The 18,679-nt window shown below is 35.8% G+C and carries 17 protein-coding genes; 15 read left to right on the forward strand and 2 right to left on the reverse strand.

The genetic code is table 11. The features are described 5' to 3' along the window. The first annotated feature begins 10 nt into the window (after nucleotides 1–10). The 4 genes from D1B17_RS02120 (at nucleotide 11) to D1B17_RS02135 (ending at nucleotide 5,040) form a co-directional block, all read left to right on the forward strand. The gene (locus D1B17_RS02120) at nucleotides 11–808 is read left to right on the forward strand and encodes a YdcF family protein (RefSeq protein ID WP_120143266.1); all 798 of its coding nucleotides are present in this window, start codon (nucleotides 11–13) and stop codon (nucleotides 806–808) included. A 10-nt stretch (nucleotides 809–818) separates the two neighbouring features. Then, a complete protein-coding gene (locus D1B17_RS02125; protein WP_120143265.1) occupies nucleotides 819–1,871 on the forward strand; it encodes an AI-2E family transporter in 1,053 nt (350 codons plus the stop codon). 633 nt (nucleotides 1,872–2,504) lie between these two features. Next, complete coding sequence (locus D1B17_RS02130; RefSeq protein WP_120143264.1) at nucleotides 2,505–3,974, forward strand: hypothetical protein; 1,470 nt, start codon at nucleotides 2,505–2,507, stop codon at nucleotides 3,972–3,974. Between the two features lie 376 nt (nucleotides 3,975–4,350). Continuing rightward, complete coding sequence (locus tag D1B17_RS02135) at nucleotides 4,351–5,040, forward strand: 2,3-diphosphoglycerate-dependent phosphoglycerate mutase (protein ID WP_120143263.1); 690 nt, start codon at nucleotides 4,351–4,353, stop codon at nucleotides 5,038–5,040. A 728-nt stretch (nucleotides 5,041–5,768) separates the two neighbouring features. Here the strand turns inward: D1B17_RS02135 and D1B17_RS12985 are convergent. Continuing rightward, entirely contained in the window at nucleotides 5,769–5,975 is a 207-nt protein-coding gene (locus D1B17_RS12985) for a type II toxin-antitoxin system mRNA interferase toxin, RelE/StbE family (RefSeq protein ID WP_120144302.1), read from the reverse strand. Nucleotides 5,976–6,050: 75 nt separating this feature from the next. Then, nucleotides 6,051–6,299 carry a hypothetical protein gene (locus tag D1B17_RS02145; RefSeq protein ID WP_137432087.1) on the reverse strand — a complete coding sequence of 83 codons (249 nt, stop codon included), beginning with the start codon at nucleotides 6,297–6,299 and terminating at the stop codon, nucleotides 6,051–6,053. Between the two features lie 290 nt (nucleotides 6,300–6,589). On the opposite strand from D1B17_RS02145, the gene D1B17_RS02150 reads away from it, so the two are divergent. The 11 genes from D1B17_RS02150 (at nucleotide 6,590) to D1B17_RS02200 (ending at nucleotide 18,671) form a co-directional block, all read left to right on the forward strand. Continuing rightward, nucleotides 6,590–7,315, forward strand: coding sequence for a dihydrofolate reductase family protein (locus tag D1B17_RS02150; RefSeq protein WP_120143261.1), 726 nt, complete (start codon nucleotides 6,590–6,592; stop codon nucleotides 7,313–7,315). 235 nt (nucleotides 7,316–7,550) lie between these two features. After that, nucleotides 7,551–7,850 carry an AbrB/MazE/SpoVT family DNA-binding domain-containing protein gene (locus tag D1B17_RS02155; RefSeq protein WP_120143260.1) on the forward strand — a complete coding sequence of 100 codons (300 nt, stop codon included), beginning with the start codon at nucleotides 7,551–7,553 and terminating at the stop codon, nucleotides 7,848–7,850. Next, complete coding sequence (locus D1B17_RS02160; protein WP_240704434.1) at nucleotides 7,850–8,221, forward strand: type II toxin-antitoxin system PemK/MazF family toxin; 372 nt, start codon at nucleotides 7,850–7,852, stop codon at nucleotides 8,219–8,221. The genes D1B17_RS02155 and D1B17_RS02160 overlap by 1 nt, the downstream gene beginning before the upstream one ends. A gap of 471 nt (nucleotides 8,222–8,692) precedes the next feature. Further along, nucleotides 8,693–11,092 carry a phosphoenolpyruvate synthase gene (gene ppsA / locus D1B17_RS02165; RefSeq protein WP_120143258.1) on the forward strand — a complete coding sequence of 800 codons (2,400 nt, stop codon included), beginning with the start codon at nucleotides 8,693–8,695 and terminating at the stop codon, nucleotides 11,090–11,092. A gap of 630 nt (nucleotides 11,093–11,722) precedes the next feature. Continuing rightward, nucleotides 11,723–13,525 (forward strand): N-6 DNA methylase, encoded by a 1,803-nt coding sequence (locus D1B17_RS02170; RefSeq protein ID WP_120143257.1) that lies wholly within the window; start codon nucleotides 11,723–11,725, stop codon nucleotides 13,523–13,525. A 137-nt stretch (nucleotides 13,526–13,662) separates the two neighbouring features. Next, nucleotides 13,663–14,418, forward strand: coding sequence for a YveK family protein (locus D1B17_RS02175; protein WP_120143256.1), 756 nt, complete (start codon nucleotides 13,663–13,665; stop codon nucleotides 14,416–14,418). Between the two features lie 3 nt (nucleotides 14,419–14,421). Continuing rightward, entirely contained in the window at nucleotides 14,422–15,189 is a 768-nt protein-coding gene (locus D1B17_RS02180; RefSeq protein ID WP_120143255.1) for a CpsD/CapB family tyrosine-protein kinase, read from the forward strand. Then, nucleotides 15,186–15,968, forward strand: a complete 783-nt coding sequence (locus D1B17_RS02185) for a tyrosine-protein phosphatase (RefSeq protein ID WP_120143254.1) — start codon at nucleotides 15,186–15,188, stop codon at nucleotides 15,966–15,968. Before D1B17_RS02180 ends, D1B17_RS02185 begins: the two co-directional genes overlap by 4 nt. 106 nt (nucleotides 15,969–16,074) lie before the next feature. Then, nucleotides 16,075–16,740, forward strand: coding sequence for a sugar transferase (locus tag D1B17_RS02190; protein ID WP_120144300.1), 666 nt, complete (start codon nucleotides 16,075–16,077; stop codon nucleotides 16,738–16,740). 36 nt (nucleotides 16,741–16,776) lie between these two features. Beyond that, nucleotides 16,777–17,562 (forward strand): DUF4422 domain-containing protein, encoded by a 786-nt coding sequence (locus D1B17_RS02195; RefSeq protein WP_120143253.1) that lies wholly within the window; start codon nucleotides 16,777–16,779, stop codon nucleotides 17,560–17,562. Between the two features lie 41 nt (nucleotides 17,563–17,603). Then, entirely contained in the window at nucleotides 17,604–18,671 is a 1,068-nt protein-coding gene (locus tag D1B17_RS02200; RefSeq protein WP_120143252.1) for a glycosyltransferase, read from the forward strand. The last annotated feature ends 8 nt before the right edge of the window (nucleotides 18,672–18,679 follow it).

The raw sequence follows: 18,679 nt of genomic DNA on the forward strand, positions 1-18,679 counted from the left end.
GGAGGGGAATATGAATTTTTTATTGATGGTCATCGTTACGATCATTGAAGCACTTGTGTTTTATCGCATCAGATTTGTTTATAGTCGGCAACCGATGGGGGCAATTGCACTGTCAGGCACGATTGTTTTGACGTTTTATCTGCTGGCTAAGTTTTCCATCAATAAGTATGTTCGTGCGTTTACATTTAGTTTGGCAACGATTGATATGATTCTTTTGGTCATAATGTTGTTTTATATGTGGCAAATGGATCGTAATTTAAAACAAAGGCAGACGATTCAATCAACTGATTTTTTGTTAGTTTTGGGGAATAAATGTACTAGTTCACGAGTGCCACCGATATTAATGTCTCGCTTGGATAAGGCTTTAGAATTGTATAAAGGTTTTGTTGTTAAACCCAAGATTATCGTTAGTGGCGGCAGAAGTACATCAAATATTTCGTCAGAAGCCGAAATGATGCGGCATTATTTATTAGATGCTGGAGTTTCCGATTCGATGATAATTACTGAGACCCAATCAAGAAATACGATTCAAAATTTAAGTTTCTCAGCTATAAAAATTCACGATATTTGGCATAAAAATAATCGCCCACGCGTTATCATAGTTACAAGCGATTATCATTTGCCAAGAACAAAGTATTATGCAAAAAGATTGGGATTGAAAGTCAACTTTGCGGCAGCTCGAACGGTCAAGATGTTAATGTGGCCTGAAATGTTCCGCGAGTTTACTGCCATTCTTTGGTACAACCGATATTCACTTTGCACAATTTTGGGAATGGATATCTTATTTTCGTTAAGTATGTGTCTATGAGGAGTTTTATATGAGTTTTTACGATAAGTTTGTCGAAAATAAACGTTTACGCAGATTCTTCTTGCTACTGATCGTGATTGCGTTATTTTATTTATTTCGCGGGATGATGAGTCTTTTCTTGTTGACGTTTACATTTACCTTTTTGTCAGTTCAGCTAGTTCGAGCTGTTCAAAAACATTTTCCAAAAGTACGTCCAGTTTGGGTGATTGTGCCAGTTTATTTAGTCATTGTCGCCTTGCTGATTTTCGTTATTGCAAATTATGTACCACAGTTGATCAGTCAAACGGTCAAGATGTTTAATTCGTTACAGAAGTTCTATGAGAGTAAAGAAGTCCGTTCCAATCCTTATTTGAACGTGATGTATAACTATTTGCAACAGATCAATTTGGATAATCAAATCAAGGTTGCGATTACGCAAGTAGTTAATTACATCAGTAGTGTCGGTGCAGTTGGCTTTAACATTGTTATCTCATTTCTGTTGAGTTTCTTCTATACTAGTCAAGTTGAACAAATGAATGCCTTCGGACGTCAGTTCTTGGATAGTAAATATAGTTGGTTATTTTCTGATTTGTTCTATTATGGTAAGAAATTTGTTAATACCTTCGGAGTTGTTTTGGAAGCACAATTGATGATTGCGGTCGTTAATACAGCTTTAACAACGATTACCTTACTATTTATGAAGATGCCCGGAATTATCGCCTTATCAGCCATGGTCTTCATCTTGTCCTTGATACCAGTGGCCGGAGTGATTATTTCCTTGATACCACTAAGTTTTGTGGCATATTCAGTCGGCGGGATTCGTTATGTGATTTATATCATCATCATGATTGTGGTTATTCATATGATTGAAACATATTTCTTGAATCCACAATTCATGTCCAGCATGACCCATTTACCGATTTTCTTCACCTTCGTTGTCTTGATTGTATCAGAAGAATTATTAGGAACATGGGGCTTGATCATCGGTATTCCAATCTTTGTCTTCTTCCTAGATATCTTGGGAGTGCATTCGATTGGTGGCAATAATAAAAAACGCCGAATAAAATTAAAGAAATCGTTATAATTGTAGTTAAAATTTACTTGTCATATATAATGGAGTTAAATGTTGAAAGTTAAGTGGACGAGTGCCGCTTGCGGTCACGAGAAGATTAAGACTGCTGTGGGACCGGTTCGAGCCAAGGTCTCGAACCTCGCTTTTGAACTTCGCACAAATCGCGAATTTCAAAAGACGTCCGTGGAGTAAGAACGACCTTGTCGTCCTAACTCCACTATCACGGCAGTCTTAATCTTCTCGTAACCTCCAGCTAGTGTATTTATGGCTAGATGATTGGTTGACCTGTCAGTGGTTATCATCGTATTAACTTTTAATAATTATTTTTTAATTATAAAAGGGTATGTGTCGGTTCCTTCCAGTGTATTTAATATCATTTTTAAAATTTTTGATATAAAAATAAATTAGTTAGATTAGATACACTAGCCGTAGGGTGAGAGGTGAACACGACCAGCAGTGAAAATTCTGTTAGGACTTTAGTCCTTACAGAATGGACGTGTTTTGAAATTTGAGTGATTTTCTCAAAGTTCAAAACCGAGCAGCGAGACCTTGGCTCGATGCGGTCCCACAGCAGGTCGTGTTCACATCTCACCCGGAGGCGGCACTATCAGATGTAGTCAACTGACGTAGATGGGAGATTAAAGTATGTCATTCTTCGATAGAAAAAAGAAAGAAAATGATGATAATTATTCTGATCTAAACAATTCTTCATATCAAAATCCGCAACCGGATCAAAATAATTTTGATCAAGCGCAAAATCAATATAATGATGCCCAAGCGGGGATGGGAACGCAGTTTACACCAAATGACCAGAATTTTAATAATGTAAATAATAACGGTAATGGAAATGATTACTTCTTTGGTCAAAACCAACCACAGTATTCGCAACCCGATCAGGGTCAATCCTTCAATCAACAACAACCACAGGCTGCTCCAATGGATAATGGAACAGAGCAATGGCAATATACTGAGCAAGACTTGCAAAATACTTTGGATCAAAGTGCTGATTTGAAGTCACAACTTCGCAGTCAATTATTGGCTGATAGAAGTTATTGCAACCACGTTTTGCGCAATACTAACAGTGATCAAGTTGATGACCGTCAGCAAGCTACCGACCGTATCAATGAAATTAATAAGTCATTGAAAGAATGGTTTGGAACTGATGAGATGGCTAATGAAATCTATATGGACGAAAACCGTGATTATTACATTTTCACCGATGATTTGGCCGCTAATCCAGATGAAGAAACAAGTAAAATGTGGCAACAATTGACCATGACTTTGGCCGCTAAGGGATTGCTAGCTAATGCCATTTCAGTAACATACAATGACCAAATTGATCAAACTTGGATGAATTATCAAAATGCCGGTTTTGTTGATGGTAATGCGTTCTTATTGAACATGTACAATGAATTGCAAGGTCGTAATTTCAATACACCAGTTACGCCAGCTGAAATTCCATTTGATGCTGATTATCGAGTACAACATGTCAGCGATAAAGTGGACAAAATTTTGGATGCAAACGATAAACTTGTGATGGAAGTATCTAGAAGTGCTAATCATCAATTACAAATTATTCGTCACTACAAAGACAATGGTTTGTTGAGCCGTGATATTTTTGACGTCAACGGAGTAATTTCAGCAACTCAATTTTATGACCACAGAAACGCTAATAAAGTCGTCCGTGAGAACTTTTATCGCCAAGATGGAACATTGGTCTTGATTAAGAGTTACACATCTAACGAGCCTTATATTCAACTATTCAGTGAAGGTAATGTGTTGATTAGTACCTTCGATAGTGATGAAGAATTAATTGTTTGGTGGTTGAAGAATCAAGCTTTGAAACAAACCGAAGCAACTATCTTTGTTTCAGTTAATTCAGAATATTATAAGAAGTTGTTAGCATTGAGGGACAACGGCTTTGAAGTCATTCCAATTGTGATGAAGCAGAGTGAAAATGCCGATATTATTTCAGATTTGATTGACGGAACAGATAAAGTTAGTGCAGTCTTGGCAGGTTCGGATCAAGTTAATACTTATTTGAATAAGAATGCTAAGAATAAGATGGATATTACAACTTTGAAAGAGATGGATACGCCGGTTTATAAGCAATAGAGAGTGGAGACAGGGCGGTTAGCTCCCGAGCATTTTCGTAGCTTAGTGAATTGCACGCTGGTTTTGCGTGTGATTCGCTAAGCTATGAAAAGCGGAAGGAGTTGCCCTGTCGGAGCTCGTTTTAGAGCCACTGCATGCCCAGCTAAAAGAATTTTAAATATTAATAAAAGTAAGAGCCATAATAATTCATTACAACTGAATTGTTATGGCCCTTTTAATGTCTACACATAGAATTCTCATGTAAAAAAAGCACATTAAAAATTAACCCTCATCAATTTTCATCATTAAATTGTAAATTGAGCGGACGTCTCTTTTTTTTATTGTTGAAATCGTGTAAAATACATATTGTTAAAGAAATGAAAAGAGGATCATATAAATGGCAAAATTAGTTTTCATTCGTCACGGACAAAGTGAATGGAATTTATCAAATCAATTCACTGGTTGGGTTGATGTTGACCTTAGTGAAGAAGGTGTAAAGCAAGCTCAAAACGCTGGTAAACTTCTTAAAGAAGCTGGCATCCAATTTGACCAAGCTTACACATCAGTATTGACACGTGCTATCAAGACATTGCACTATGCTCTTGAAGGCTGTGACCAACTATGGATTCCTGAAACAAAGACATGGAGACTTAACGAACGTCACTATGGCGCACTTCAAGGTCTAAACAAAGCTGAAACAGCTGAAAAATATGGTGACGAACAAGTTCACATCTGGAGACGTTCATACGATACATTGCCTCCACTATTGAAAGCTACTGACGAAGGTTCGGCAGCTAACGATCGTCGTTACGCAAACTTGGACCCAAGAATTATTCCTGGTGGCGAAAACCTTAAAGTTACTTTGGAACGTGTAATTCCATTCTGGGAAGATGAAATCGCTCCTAAGCTATTAGATGGCAAGAACGTAATCATCGCTGCCCATGGTAACTCACTACGTGCTTTGACTAAGTATATTGAAAACATCTCTGATGCTGACATCATGGACGTTGAAATGGCTACTGGTGAACCAGTTGTTTATGACTTGGATGACAAGCTACAAGTTGTAAGTAAGAAGAAGCTTAACTAATTTTAGAAATACTTAGTGACTTGTCACTTAGAATTTCTTATATTGGTTTAATAAAAAATACGACCGCACAGTGTGTGTTGATCGTATTTTTTTTATTATTTAATTTAGTAAAGCTGATATAATAGTCCTGTTAAAGATATTTACGGAGCTAAAGATAATTTTGAAGAGCTGAAGAATGTTTTACAGAGCTAAAGATAGTTTTGAAGAGCTGAAGAATGTTTTACAGAGCTAAAGATAGTTTTGAAGAGCTGAAGAAGGTTTTACGGAGCTAAAGATAGTTTTGAAGAGCTGAAGAAGGTTTTACGGAGCTAAAGATAGTTTTGAAGAGCTGAAGAAGGTTTTACGGAGCTAAAGGTAGTTTTGTAGAGCTGAAAATAGTAAGGAACATAAACTTAGGTAAGAAATATATGTTATGAATCCTATAGACTGAAAATTTGGGGAATAAAATTGTTTTTTATCCCTGTTTTTTTTACTAAGGTTAGTGTAATCTTCGCAACGAGATAAGTAATGGCTAACCAAATTCTTAGTAAATAAACCTATGGAATTATTTGGAATAGAGTAGAATTAAAAAAAACTAGATATTTTTTCTGGATTTATACCCAGCTAAAAATATCTAGTTTTTATTTGATTTTTAACCAAGTTTGAGAAAGAATCCTAAATCGGATTACGGCTCCAGTTTGCCTTAATTCTCGAAAGCTGGCCGTGTTTTATCACACTATTTTTGTTGCTTAAAATCGACGTTTGTGGCGAAAAATTTTACTGTGTGGTCCAACATCTAACATGGTGATGGTTTCTCCGATAATCCGATAGTATACAGTGACTAAATCATCGGCAATATGAACATCTCTAATACCTTTTGCTTGATGCCTTAATTGATGATCATTGTATTGTTCTTTTGGAATGTCATATTCTTCAGATTCAAGTAGTTTGGTAATGACTGCGAAGGTTTTACGCGCCGAAGTTGTTGTTGTGTATTTTTTTCAAATTGATGGGTTCATTCAATTTTCAGGTTACTCAACGGTAATGCCTAAATCTTTCAAAAAGTCATCCGCACTTTGTGGCTTAGTTGTTTTGAGGTTTCCAGTAATGGCTTGATCAATTACAGATTGCGTTTCTGGTGAAACATAGTCTTCACTTAAGTATTGACTGGCTAATTTCTTAGTCTCCATTACCATATATTGGTTGAGGCTAATCCCATATTCCGCGCGTACTAGTTTTTCAGCATTCTCTTTGTCGTAAGGGTTTAGCGTGATTTGCATTCTTTTTTTATCCATGTCAGTCACCGCATTTTCGTAACATTATTTATTCGCATTGTACGATTAAGGTACTTAGAAATCAATGCATTTGTATGATGGATTTGTGTCTTGTTATGGCTAATTAATTTTAACGGGAACTTTCTTTCTTAGTTAAAGTATGACTGACAATGAACCAACTTAGAAGGAAAATAAGGTGTAAAAAACATAAGGCTTTTTCTGATTAGAAAAAAATTGACTTAAAGTCGACTTTAAGTTATACACTGGTCGTAACTTAAATTAAGGAGACTTATTCTATGAAACGACCAAATATTTTTTGTCATATGACGATGTCCTTAAATGGAAAAATCGTTGGTAACTATCATCAAGCTAAAAACGCTGGCGATGCGGGTAAATTATTTTATCACGCTGCGTTTGAACCAGGTGGAGCCTTTGACCCAAATGAAGGCTGGCTATCCGGGCGAAAGACGACAGATGACAACTTCACCTTTTATCGTCATCCTGATTTAGATTTATCAGCAGCACGTGTTCCGGATGGTGATTTCATTGTTCCCAATACTCATCCAAAATATTATTTTTCCATTGATCCTCATGGGCGTTTGGGTTGGCAAAGTAATCAGCTTCAATATAATGACACTACTGCCACGGTTGTGGAAGTTTTAACTAATCAAGCTAGTAATGCCTACAAGGCGTTTTTACGTCAAAAACAAATTTCCTATGTGATTGCAGGTGATACGACTCTTGATGCACCTTTAGCAATTTCAAAATTAACGACTGCCTTTCACTTGCACCGTATTATGCTGGGAGGCGGAGGGGTACTTAACTGGTCATTTATCAAGCAAGGCTTGTGTGACGAGGTTAGTATTGTTCTGATTCCTGGCGTCGATGGAGATAGCCAGAGTCCAGCGATATTTCAACCATTAACGAGTGATGATCCAGAAAGGCTGGTAAACTTTACTTTGAAATCTGCCACTCCAGTTGGAAATACCTTATGGTTGCGTTATTTAGTGGATCATGATTGAATGTGAAAAAGATTACTGAGTATTCGCATAAAGAACCAGTATATATAAATACTGATTTCAAGGAAGTTATCTCATATAAGCATGCGTTTAGTTTGAATGAAAAATGATCTGAGATTATTTCGCGTGTTTTTAATTTTGAAGTTAACTTTTACGTAGTTTAAATAAATAAGGCAAGTAATTACTTGTAATTACTTGCCTTACTTCGTATACTACAAGTGAAAGGCTGTTGAATAATATGAAAGAAGTACTCGGGACATTTAAAACTAGGAAGAATGGTAATAGTATTAGCATCACAGTGCCAAAGTCTGCAGGTATATCAGAAAATGAGTTGTTTAGCCTTCAAAAGGAAAATGGTAATTTAGTTTATAAGCCAGTAAAAGAAAAAAGTAATCCATGGAAAAATGGAAAATTTAAGAATCATGATTTTAGACAAGATATGAAAGAATTAGAACTTGATGTTGGAAATGAAAAGTCTGTTGGAAATGAAAAGTCTGTTGGAAATGAAAAGTCTGTTGGAAAGGAAAAATTATTCTAATGGATTATCCAATTCAAGGAGATATTATTTTTATTGACGCCGAACCACATGCTGGACATAAATTAGGTGGACATTCTGTAGAATTAGCTAATATAAGGCGTCCAATGGTAGTATTATCTGATTCTGATTACAATAATTACACTGGATTAGTATCAGGGATGCCGATTACTTCGCATAAGTTTATGGAAAACTTCGACGATAATTCGTATGTTCCAATTATAGACATAGATAGTGGAGTACGTGGAAATGTAGTGACTTATTATTTACCCAGCTATGACTTTTCTGCTAGACATGGAGAAGTTGTTGGTCATGTTTCTGATAAAATTTTAACTGAACTTCTAAACGATGTAAAAAATCTGTTTAATCTTTAGGATTATTTGTTGTCTTAAAAGTTGTAAGTAACTTGAACCAATCAAATAATTTATTAAGACAAATTCATCCATAAATCCAATTTTGTTAAAAAATGAACAATTTAAACAAAAGCAAACAACAAAATAAGACATCTTGTTCAAACCGTATTTTTTGGGTAAAAAAAGTAGTCCAAAATTGAATGAAACAACTTATTGGCTAGACACGCATATTATGAAATATCTATCCAAATAAATCGGCGACTATCGCTGCTATGACAGCGCTAACGACAAAATAGTGACTAAAGAATTCTCTACAAAAGAGAAACTTTAGCCACTATTTTTTTACCTAAATATTTTCATTTTATTGATTAAAAATATCATAAATAAAAATCAAAACTTCATTGCACTTTAAACAGGTCAGGCTTACAATAAAGTTGTATTTCGATAAAGTTTTCACAATCGGTTTTTGTTTCCACAAGAGGAGGTAATTTCATGATTAATCGCGATGCAGCAAACGTTTTATGGTTTAATGAATTACATCGTGAAGATGTTAACTTAGTTGGAGGTAAATCTTCATCATTAGGCGAAATGACTTCGTCGATGGATTTGCCAGTACCTTATGGATTCGCCACGACTGCCAAAGCATATCGCTACTTTATGGATGAGACTGGCTTGAATGACAAGGTAACAGAATTGCTAAATAGCATTAAGGACTATGAAGATTCCGATGAGCTTGGCGCAACTTGCCAACAAATTCGTGATCTGATTGTTGGTGCTAAGTTCCCTGACGACTTGGCAGCAGATATTAGAAAAGCCTATGCTGATTTAGCTGATAAAATGGGTCAAAAAGATCCTTTCGTTGCTATTCGTTCATCGGCAACGGCTGAAGATCTCCCAGATGCTTCATTTGCCGGTCAACAAGAATCATATCTAAATGTTAAAGGCGGGGATGACGTAGTTTTAAGTGTTAAGAAATGCTATGCTTCATTATTCACTGCTCGGGCAACTTATTATCGTAACAAGCAACATTTCCCATATGACAAAGTTGCTTTGTCAGCAGCTGTACAAATGATGGTCTTCTCAAAAGCATCAGGAATCATGTTCTCTGTTGATGTTTCTAACGGTGACGATTCAAAGATTGTTATTGATGCTATCCGTGGTTTGGGTGAATATATTGTTTTAGGTAAAGTAACACCAAATCACTTTGTAATTGATAAAAAGACGCAAAAGATTATTGATAAGACTGTTGTTAAACAAACGGTTCAACTTTCAAGAATTGCTGGTGGTGGTACCAAGGAAGAGCCAGTTCCTGCAGAATTACAAGATCAACAAGTCATAACAGATGATCAAGTTATCGAATTAGCTGGTTATGCTAAGAAGATTGAAGAGCATTATGGCTGTTATATGGACATGGAATATGCTTTGGATGTAAATACAAATCGTTTATGGATTGTTCAAGCTCGTCCAGAGACATTCTGGTCACAAAAGAATAAGAATAAAGATACTGATAGTGGAGATGATAACGTGGTTGAGGAATCAGATGCTAAAGTTGTTGTTCGTGGATTACCTGCAAGTCCCGGCTTGGCTAGTGGTGTTGTTCATGTTATTGATGATCCTAAAGATATCGATCAATTCAAGCAAGGTGAAATTCTTGTTACTTTGATGACATCTCCAGACTGGGTCCCAGCTATGAAGAAAGCTGCAGCTATCATCACTAACAATGGTGGTATGACGTGCCACGCTGCTATCGTATCTCGTGAAATGCAAATCCCATGTATCGTCGGAACAAAGAGTCAATCAATTGCCGCAACGGAAGCTTTACACGATGGCGATGTTGTAACTGTTGATGCTAAAAATGGTGTTGTTTATTCAGGTAAAGTAGCCAGTCTTCTCAAGAAACCAGCCGTAAGTAATCAAGGAGCTGGTCAAGTAGTTGCTGCCGAAACATTTGCCCCAACCGCAACTGGTGTCATGATGAACTTAGGTGATCCAGAATTAGCTGATAAATATTCATCACTTCCAGCTGACGGAATTGGTTTGATGCGTGAAGAGTTTATTTGGACATCATATATTCATGAACACCCACTATATTTGATTGAGCAAGGCCATCCAGAAAAAGTTGTCGATATGCTTTCTGACGGAATTTCCAAAGTCGCTCGTGCAATGGCTCCAAGACCAGTGGTACTTCGTCTATCCGATTTCAAGTCAAGTGAGTATCGTAACCTCAAAGGTGGAGACAAATTTGAACCACATGAGCCATCTGATTTGCTCGGTTGGCGTGGTGCTTCACGTTACTATGATCCTAAATATATTGAAGCCTTTAAGCTTGAGTTAGCAGCTGTTAAGAAAGTACGGAATGAATATGGATTGAAGAATTTGAATATCATGATTCCATTTATTCGTACGCTTGATGAAGCACAAAAGGTTACCGATATTATCAAAGGTCAAGGATTAATCAGAGGCGCTGACTTTAAGATTTACATGATGGCTGAAATTCCTTCAAATATTATTTTGGCAGATAAATTCAACCAATATGTCGATGGATATTCCATTGGATCTAATGACTTGTCAATGTTGATTCTCGGTTGTGATCGTAACAATGATACCGTTGCTCCATTGTTCGATGAGCGTAACCTTGCCGTTAAACGTGCTATCCGTCATTTGATCAAGGCTGCACATAAAGATGGAAGAACAGTTTCAATCTGTGGACAAGCACCTTCAGAGTATCCAGAATTTACTAACTTCTTGATTCAAAGTGGTATTGACTATGTATCTGTTAACCCAGATATGGTCAAGGAAACAAAGCGTAATGTGGCTCACTTTGAACAGAGAATTATGCTGGATAAAGCTACTGGACGTGGTTTGCAAGATCCTACAGATTATGAATGGTAATTGTTAATTTTGAGAGACTGCACATTGAAGTGCGGTCTTTTTTTTGGTTTAAATACGCCGCCTCCAAGAGCAAAGAAATTAGGTCACTATGGGGACCGGTCAAAGCCTTGTGTCTCAGACCTCGATTTTGAACTTCGCAAGGTACGCGAGTTTCAAAGCTCGTCCCGTGGTGTAAGTGCTAAAGCACTAACGCCACCTTCACAGCGACCTAATTTTCTTGCTCTTTCTGACTAGTTTCTTTGAATAAGTTATCTGTTTAAAGGTTTGAGATAGATAACTTCATAAAACCGGGAGATAACCGGCAGATGACCGGAAGATAACCGGGAGATGGCCGGAAGATAACCGGGAGATGGCCGGCAGATAACTGGTAGATAGATTGGTGATAATTAGGAGATATTTTATTAAGAATAATTAGGAGATATTTTATTAAGAATAATTAGGCGATTAAATTGAATAAAGCAAGTACCCAAAGAACTCTTTTGGTATTTATAAATACAGCAAAATATTGTAACAAATCGCCCCAATTCAACATGTACAAGTAGTCTATATAGGTATATATTATTAATTGCTAATGAATTAGTATACAGCATACTAACTTAAAACAACGGCCATACGAGGAGATTGTAATATATGGAAGTCCCTAAAACTATTAAGTCGATGCTATCAACTGAAGATACTCAATCGTTGATTTTTTCATTCGTATACTTACGATTGAATTCGAAAATTGACCGTAATTGGATTCTTAAGGGTAAAAGTTTGAAGTCTGAACTGGAGACAGTTGATGTTCCGGAATATCGTGAGGAATTTCAGGCTTTATTTGAGAGTGCTATTGCTGCTGATGAGAAATTGACTACTGCTGAACGTAATGAGCTCTTTAGTGAAATGATCAATATTCCAATTTTGCATTTGATGGGGATTGGAAGTCGGGTTCACAATCAGTTTCGCAATAATTTGATGGATTCAAAATTTAGTTTCGAGAAACTTTTGATTTCCTTGGCTGATATTAAGGATTGTGACAGAGTTCTGGATCCGACGTTTGGTTTCAGTGAATTGATTTTTAAATTGATAATGAGAAATCGTGAACAAGATATCACGGCCGAATTTATTGACGAACGTTTTGTAGCAATGGGATACATCGCTGCACTCGGTTTGGGCGCAACCCATACGAAGCTTTATACGGGTGAAGTTTTGGATGAACCTCGATACGTTAAGGATGGCAAATTAGAGCAATTCGACAAGGTGGTTTCAGTGCCACCAATTGGCCAAAAGATGGAATATACTGAGAGTTTGGTTGATGATAAATATAATCGTTTCCCATTTGGCGTACCGTCTCGTCGTTCAGGTGACTGGGCTTTTGTCAGCAATGCACTCAGCTCATTGAATGAAAAACCTGGCAGTAAAGCCGTTATTATTGTTCAAGATGGGGCCTTATTCCGCGGTGGCGTTGATAGTATTATTCGCCAAAAAATGATTGATTATGATGTGATTGAGACGGTTATCTCATTGCCAGTGGGAGCAATTGGAACTACTTCTGCACCAGTCTCCGCATTAGTTTTGACGCTGAATAAACCTGAAAAAATGCACGGGAAAATTCAGTTTATTAATGTCGAAAAAGATCAATTAAAGGCTCAGAATGCACGTTCAATTGAGTTTACTAATGAGGAAATAAATCGAATCACGAAATGGTACCACGATAAAAAAGATATCGAAGGTATTTCGAAAATTGTTTCCAATGACCATATAAAGAATGCAAAATTGCTTGTCGGAAGATATGTCCATTCAACCTTGTATAAAGTGGATGGCAATGACGTACAATTCCACAGTGACAACTTGAAAAAGATGAAGCAAGTGCCATTGAAAGATGTGGTCGAAATTACCCGTGGTTTCAATTTGACTGGGCGAGAAGAGTCTACTGATGGGATGTACCAGATTGTCAAAATTTCTGATATTAAACCTAAGATTGATTACAATTCACTGACATATTTTAATTTGAGCGGCAAAGTTGATATTAATCGCTATTTAATAAGAAGAAACGATATCATTATGGCGATTCGTGGCAATATAAATAAACTTAAGCTGATTGATGAGGCAGTTTATAATGTGGCGATAAATTCTAATTTGGTTCGGCTCAGATTAAAGAGTAACAAGTACGATCCGATGTGGTTGCGATTATACTTGGGCAGTCCATTAGTTCAAATTTTGTTGGGGAACTCGTCAGTTGGTAGTACCATTACTCAGATTCCCATTCATGATTTGGAACAGTTGCCAGTACCCGTACTCAGCTTGGCGGAACAAAGAAAAATGGCAACTGACTTTATTGAGAAAAATCAAAAAGTCGAAGCTGCCATGCAAGAATTGGAAATGAAACAACATGCTATTAAGAAGAAGCTTTATGATGAGATGAATATTACCGGGGCTGTGGAATTGTTGTAATTATATTTTTAGACTGGAAAGCGGTTTTTTAATTACATTTTAATAAAGTGCCATATAGTGACAGTATAATGTGATAAGATTTAATTAATGTTCATTAGTTTTAAATTATATTAGTTTAGTTATATCGGAGGATTTCATTGGGGTCAGAACAAACGATAAGTATGATGCAGATACTTGCCATACTTCGTAAACATATAAAAATGATTTTGGGGACTACATTTGTCGTTACCTTAGCCGTCGGTTTCGTGACTTTTTTTGTCATGGCGCCTAAATATGAGTCAACGACACAATTGCTAGTTAATAGGAAACTTTCGGCTGACATGCAGGCTGCACAGTTGCAACAAACACAAGCAGACGTGCAGATGATTAACACTTATAAAGATATTATTACTAGTCCAACCGTTTTGAAGACAGTTAATCGTCAAGTTAGTAATTATCCGGGATATCCGGGTTCAATGAATGCTTTGAAAGATGATATTAAGATTAGCAGTCAACAAAATTCACAGGTATTTTCTGTCACAGTTAAGACAACAGATCCATACACATCGGCGTCGGTTGCTAATTTAACGGCCAAGGTTTTTAAGAAAAAAGTTGGGAAGATAATGAGTGTTAATAATGTTTCGATTGTCTCTCCCGCTTCAATCGAAAAGAATCCAGTTAGTCCTAGAAAGACTTTAAACTTGTTAGCAGGATTAGTGGTTGGACTATTATTGGGAATTGGATTTGCTTTTATTCGTGAAATTACAGATACAACTGTAACGTCAGAAGACTACTTGACTGATACATTAGGGTTAACAGCCTTAGGTATTGTTAATGAAATTGATCAAGATGACGTCAAAAAACGCATCTATAATAAGCAAAAACTTTATGGCACTAGTCCAAGGAGGGTGTAACTGATGGCTTTTAATTTGTTTGGCCAGAGAAAACGTAAGATGGATAATACCAGTTTGAAGTATGGAATTGGACTTGTTACTTACACTGATCCTAAAGGGATGATTTCTGAGCAGTTCAAAACAATACGGACGAATATTCAATTTTCATCAATTGATAAGAAGTTTAAGTCTTTGTTGTTCACATCGTCTGACCCGTCAGAAGGGAAGTCGACTGTCAGCAATAATGTTGCTGTGACTTGGGCTGATCAAGGTTCAAAAGTTATTTTGATTGATGCTGATTTACGTCGTCCAACAGTTCACAAAACTTTTGGTGTCAGCAATCGTCGTGGACTATCTAACTATTTATTGGGCAATGCTACTTTGGAAGAAATCGTTCAACCAACTGTTGTTAATGGTTTGTACGTGATTACTAGTGGACCGGTACCACCTAATCCGGCTGAATTGTTAGGAAGTTTGCGCACAAAAGATTTATTAGTTCGTTTGACTGATAAGTTTGATTTGGTTGTACTAGATGCTCCACCTGTTAATACCGTAACTGATGCTCAAGTTTTAGCAGCCCGTGTTGATGGAACAATTTTAGTTGTCCCACAAGGTATTGCTGATAAAGCTGGGGTTATGCATGCTAAAGAAGCATTGGAAACAGTTAATGCTAATATTTTAGGAGCAATTATGAATCGTGTAACTGAACAAAAGTCTGGCGGCTATTACGGCGGCAGTTATTATGGCGGTTACTACGGTGGATATTATGGAGTAGAAGAAAAGAAAAAATGAAATTGATTGACCTACATTGCCACATATTGCCGGGAGTTGATGATGGTGCTAAGGATCAAACGATGGCATTAAAATTGGCACAGGCAGCGGTAGAACAAGGTATTAGTCACATTTTATTAACACCGCACCATATGGATAGTCATTACTTGAATCATAAGAAGGATGTTATTGAGAAAACTGCTCTTTTTCAAAGAGCATTGGTATCAGAAGGTATACCTTTGAAGGTTTTTCCAGGACAAGAAGTCCATTTAACCGGAAATTTATTAGATGCAGTTTTGACGAATGATATTTTATTTATGGATGCAGGAAATCGTTATTTGTTGCTGGAGTTTCCACATAATGAGGTTCCAGAATATGCTGAGGATATGGTGTTTGAACTGACATCACGAGGTATAACACCGGTGATAGCGCATCCTGAACGTAATTTGGGCTTTCAAAAAAAGCCAGATAAATTGTATGACTTCGTTAAAATGGGGTGTTTAACTCAATTGACAAGTAGCAGTTACATGGGTGTATTCGGTGATAAGGTTCAAGAATTGACGGAAAAAATTATTAAAGCAAATTTAGGATTCGCCTTTGCATCCGATGCACATAATTTTGAAGGACGTCGATTCATGATGAAAGAAGCATTTGAGAAGCTTGTAGAGCGTGAAGGTTCTGCAGTTGCGGAACAATTTAATTTGAATGCTAAGAACATCTTGAATGGGGAAGACGTTGATACTAGTGATGTTAAACGTGTTTCTAATGTTAAGAGAAAACGATTCTTCGGATTGTTTTAGTTATCGTTTGAAAGCGGAGTCACTTATTTGGTGATTTTGATAATGTTGGATATTAATAGCAAATATATAAATGTCTAATTTTTCTAGGGGGAAGTTAACAATGGAAATGGAAGGTAAAGATTCTCATATAGTGGCGGATGAATCTAATTCTAGCCATTACATATATAAGATGAGTAAAAGAAGTGCAGATATAATAATTTCTTTGTGTGCGCTCATTTTATTTAGTCCAATTTTTTTGTTGATTTGGATAATGGATACTTTTAGTAAATCCAATCGTGGACCGGTTTTATATAAGCAGATTCGTATTGGATATCATGGTAAGAGATTTGGAATGTACAAATTTCGATCCATGATTGTCGGGGCTGAACGAAAATTATATTCGAATAAAGAATTATATGATAAATACGTTGAAAATAACTATAAATTAGAACCTGACAATGATCCTAGAATAACGAAATTAGGCCAATTTTTAAGAAAATCCTCAATTGATGAAATTCCTCAATTTATCAATATATTATTGGGAGATATGAGTATAGTTGGTCCTAGACCGGTGATTGAGCCTGAATTAAATGAATATTCTGATGTACATAAATTATTATCTATTAGACCTGGAGCTATGGGATTATGGCAAGCTGCTGGACGTAGTAAGATTGGTTATCCCAAACGGGCAAGTATAGAGATGAAATATATAGATAATGCAGGCTTTTGGCTAGATATAAAAATAATCTTTAAAAATTTATTAAATATTTTTACTGGCACAGGAGCCTATTAAGTAAATAAGATGTATTAAATTGGTGAAGGATGTCTAATGAATATAAAAATAATGGTTGCGGCGCATAAAAAATTTCCAATGCCAGAAGATTCTGATTTGTATATGCCTGTATTAGTCGGGGCTTCTAGAAATTATATACATGGTATTGATTATCAGCGTGATGATGATGGAGAAAATATATCTGAAAAAAATCCTAATTATAATGAGCTTACGGCAGTGTATTGGGCTTGGAAAAATTTGAAAGGTGTTGACGCAGTCGGATTAGTTCATTATAGAAGATATTTTTTTCATCCTTTAAAAAAGGGCATTTTGAATAATGTAATGAGTGAGAGTAATGCTGAAAATTTATTAAAAGATTATGATGTTATTTTGCCTCGCAAAAGAAACTACGTAATTGAAACAAATTATTCACATTATATACATGCTCACAATAAAGAGCCACTGGATAAATTAAGAACTGTGGTTAAAAAATTATATCCTGAGTATCTTCAATCATTTGATTTGGTCATGGCCAGAAGAAAAGCTCATATGTTTAATATGTTTGTCATGAAACAGTCGTTTTTTGAAGATTATGCGGAATGGTTAATGAAAATTTTGATCACTCTTGAATCTGAAATAGATATATCCGATTATTCAGTACAGGAGTCACGAGTATTTGGGTATATTGGTGAACTTCTTATGGATGTGTGGATAAATTTTAATGATATTAATTATGTAGAAGTACCATGGAAACAGATTGGGAAAACGCATAATTTGGCAAAAATGGTTAACTTTTTAAAGAGAAAATTTTTGCCTAAATTGAAATCAAAAACTCATTTCTGATTTTTGAGGAATATCTATCTAATTGTAAGTGAGGAATATTGGTGAAAAAGCAAATTATAATTCTTGTACCATACATGACTGGGTTCGGAGGAACCGAAACTGTAATTACAAACTTATTTACGGAATATAATAAATCTAAACACAACAGTTATGATTTAAAGTTGATTTCTATTGGTGGATTTGACAATGGTGCGTGGCAGGATAATATTACTGATAAAAAAATTATTTCTTTGAACTCTATTCGATTCATTAGAAATATTCAATACATTTTGTTTCTTCCTATTCTTATATTCCTGGAACTCAATAAGAGTAAAAATATCAAAGCAGTGGTATCAACTAATCCGATTATATGGGCCATTGCTTTTTGGATAAAGAATATATTTGGTATGAAATATGACGTTGTATCTTGGTATCATTATTCGCCTAAGAGAAAACCGATTAAAAGGCTTCTTTTAAAAAGTGCAGATAAATATATGGCCATTAGTTCGGGTGTGGCTGGGCAATTTAGAGATCTTGGCATTATTAAAGAAAAGATAAAACTGATTTATAATCCTGTCATTGAAAATGAAAGAGTGGTTATGCGTACAAATCACATAGCTCCGTGTAAGTTTATCTATGTTGGAAGAATAATGTTAGATGGTCAAAAAAATATTAGGACTTTGTTTAATTGCTTGTCTAAAGTTTCTGGAAATTGGAATCTTGATATGTTTGGAGCAGGAGATATTTCTGAAGTGATGGACTTTGCTAAAGAAAAAAGTATTTCAAAAAAGATTAATATAAAAGGATTTAAAAAAAATATATGGGATGAAATTACTTCAGCTGATTGTTTAGTTTTAACTTCAAAATATGAAGGATTTGGTATGGTATTGGCTGAGGCGATTTCAGTTGGGATACCTGTTTTGTCAGTTGACTGTGATTCTGGACCATCGGATATCATTACTAATGACAATGGAATTTTGGTAGAACAAGATGATATAAAGGGCTTAATAAGCAGTTTGCAAAAATTTGTTAACAGAGATTATGATTTTTCTGATTATGGGAAGATAAAATCGTCCATTAGCCAATTTTATGGAAATCATTATTTGAAAGCATTTATAAATGCTTTATAAAATAATAT

This window comes from Companilactobacillus zhachilii, from assembly GCF_003606365.2.
Lineage (GTDB): Bacteria > Bacillota > Bacilli > Lactobacillales > Lactobacillaceae > Companilactobacillus > Companilactobacillus zhachilii.

What these genes read in the sequence shown, in the direction of transcription:
- D1B17_RS02130 (WP_120143264.1), top strand. Translation starts at nt 2,505, where the DNA reads ATGTCATTCTTCGATAGAAAAAAGAAAGAAAATGATGATAATTATTCT.
- D1B17_RS02160 (WP_240704434.1), top strand. Translation starts at nt 7,850, where the DNA reads ATGGATTATCCAATTCAAGGAGATATTATTTTTATTGACGCCGAACCA.
- D1B17_RS02135 (WP_120143263.1), top strand. Translation starts at nt 4,351, where the DNA reads ATGGCAAAATTAGTTTTCATTCGTCACGGACAAAGTGAATGGAATTTA.
- D1B17_RS02195 (WP_120143253.1), top strand. Translation starts at nt 16,777, where the DNA reads ATGAATATAAAAATAATGGTTGCGGCGCATAAAAAATTTCCAATGCCA.
- D1B17_RS02190 (WP_120144300.1), top strand. Translation starts at nt 16,075, where the DNA reads ATGGAAGGTAAAGATTCTCATATAGTGGCGGATGAATCTAATTCTAGC.
- D1B17_RS02125 (WP_120143265.1), top strand. Translation starts at nt 819, where the DNA reads ATGAGTTTTTACGATAAGTTTGTCGAAAATAAACGTTTACGCAGATTC.
- D1B17_RS02145 (WP_137432087.1), bottom strand. Translation starts at nt 6,299, where the DNA reads ATGCAAATCACGCTAAACCCTTACGACAAAGAGAATGCTGAAAAACTA.
- D1B17_RS02150 (WP_120143261.1), top strand. Translation starts at nt 6,590, where the DNA reads ATGAAACGACCAAATATTTTTTGTCATATGACGATGTCCTTAAATGGA.
- ppsA (WP_120143258.1), top strand. Translation starts at nt 8,693, where the DNA reads ATGATTAATCGCGATGCAGCAAACGTTTTATGGTTTAATGAATTACAT.
- D1B17_RS02170 (WP_120143257.1), top strand. Translation starts at nt 11,723, where the DNA reads ATGGAAGTCCCTAAAACTATTAAGTCGATGCTATCAACTGAAGATACT.
- D1B17_RS02185 (WP_120143254.1), top strand. Translation starts at nt 15,186, where the DNA reads ATGAAATTGATTGACCTACATTGCCACATATTGCCGGGAGTTGATGAT.
- D1B17_RS02120 (WP_120143266.1), top strand. Translation starts at nt 11, where the DNA reads ATGAATTTTTTATTGATGGTCATCGTTACGATCATTGAAGCACTTGTG.
- D1B17_RS02155 (WP_120143260.1), top strand. Translation starts at nt 7,551, where the DNA reads ATGAAAGAAGTACTCGGGACATTTAAAACTAGGAAGAATGGTAATAGT.
- D1B17_RS02180 (WP_120143255.1), top strand. Translation starts at nt 14,422, where the DNA reads ATGGCTTTTAATTTGTTTGGCCAGAGAAAACGTAAGATGGATAATACC.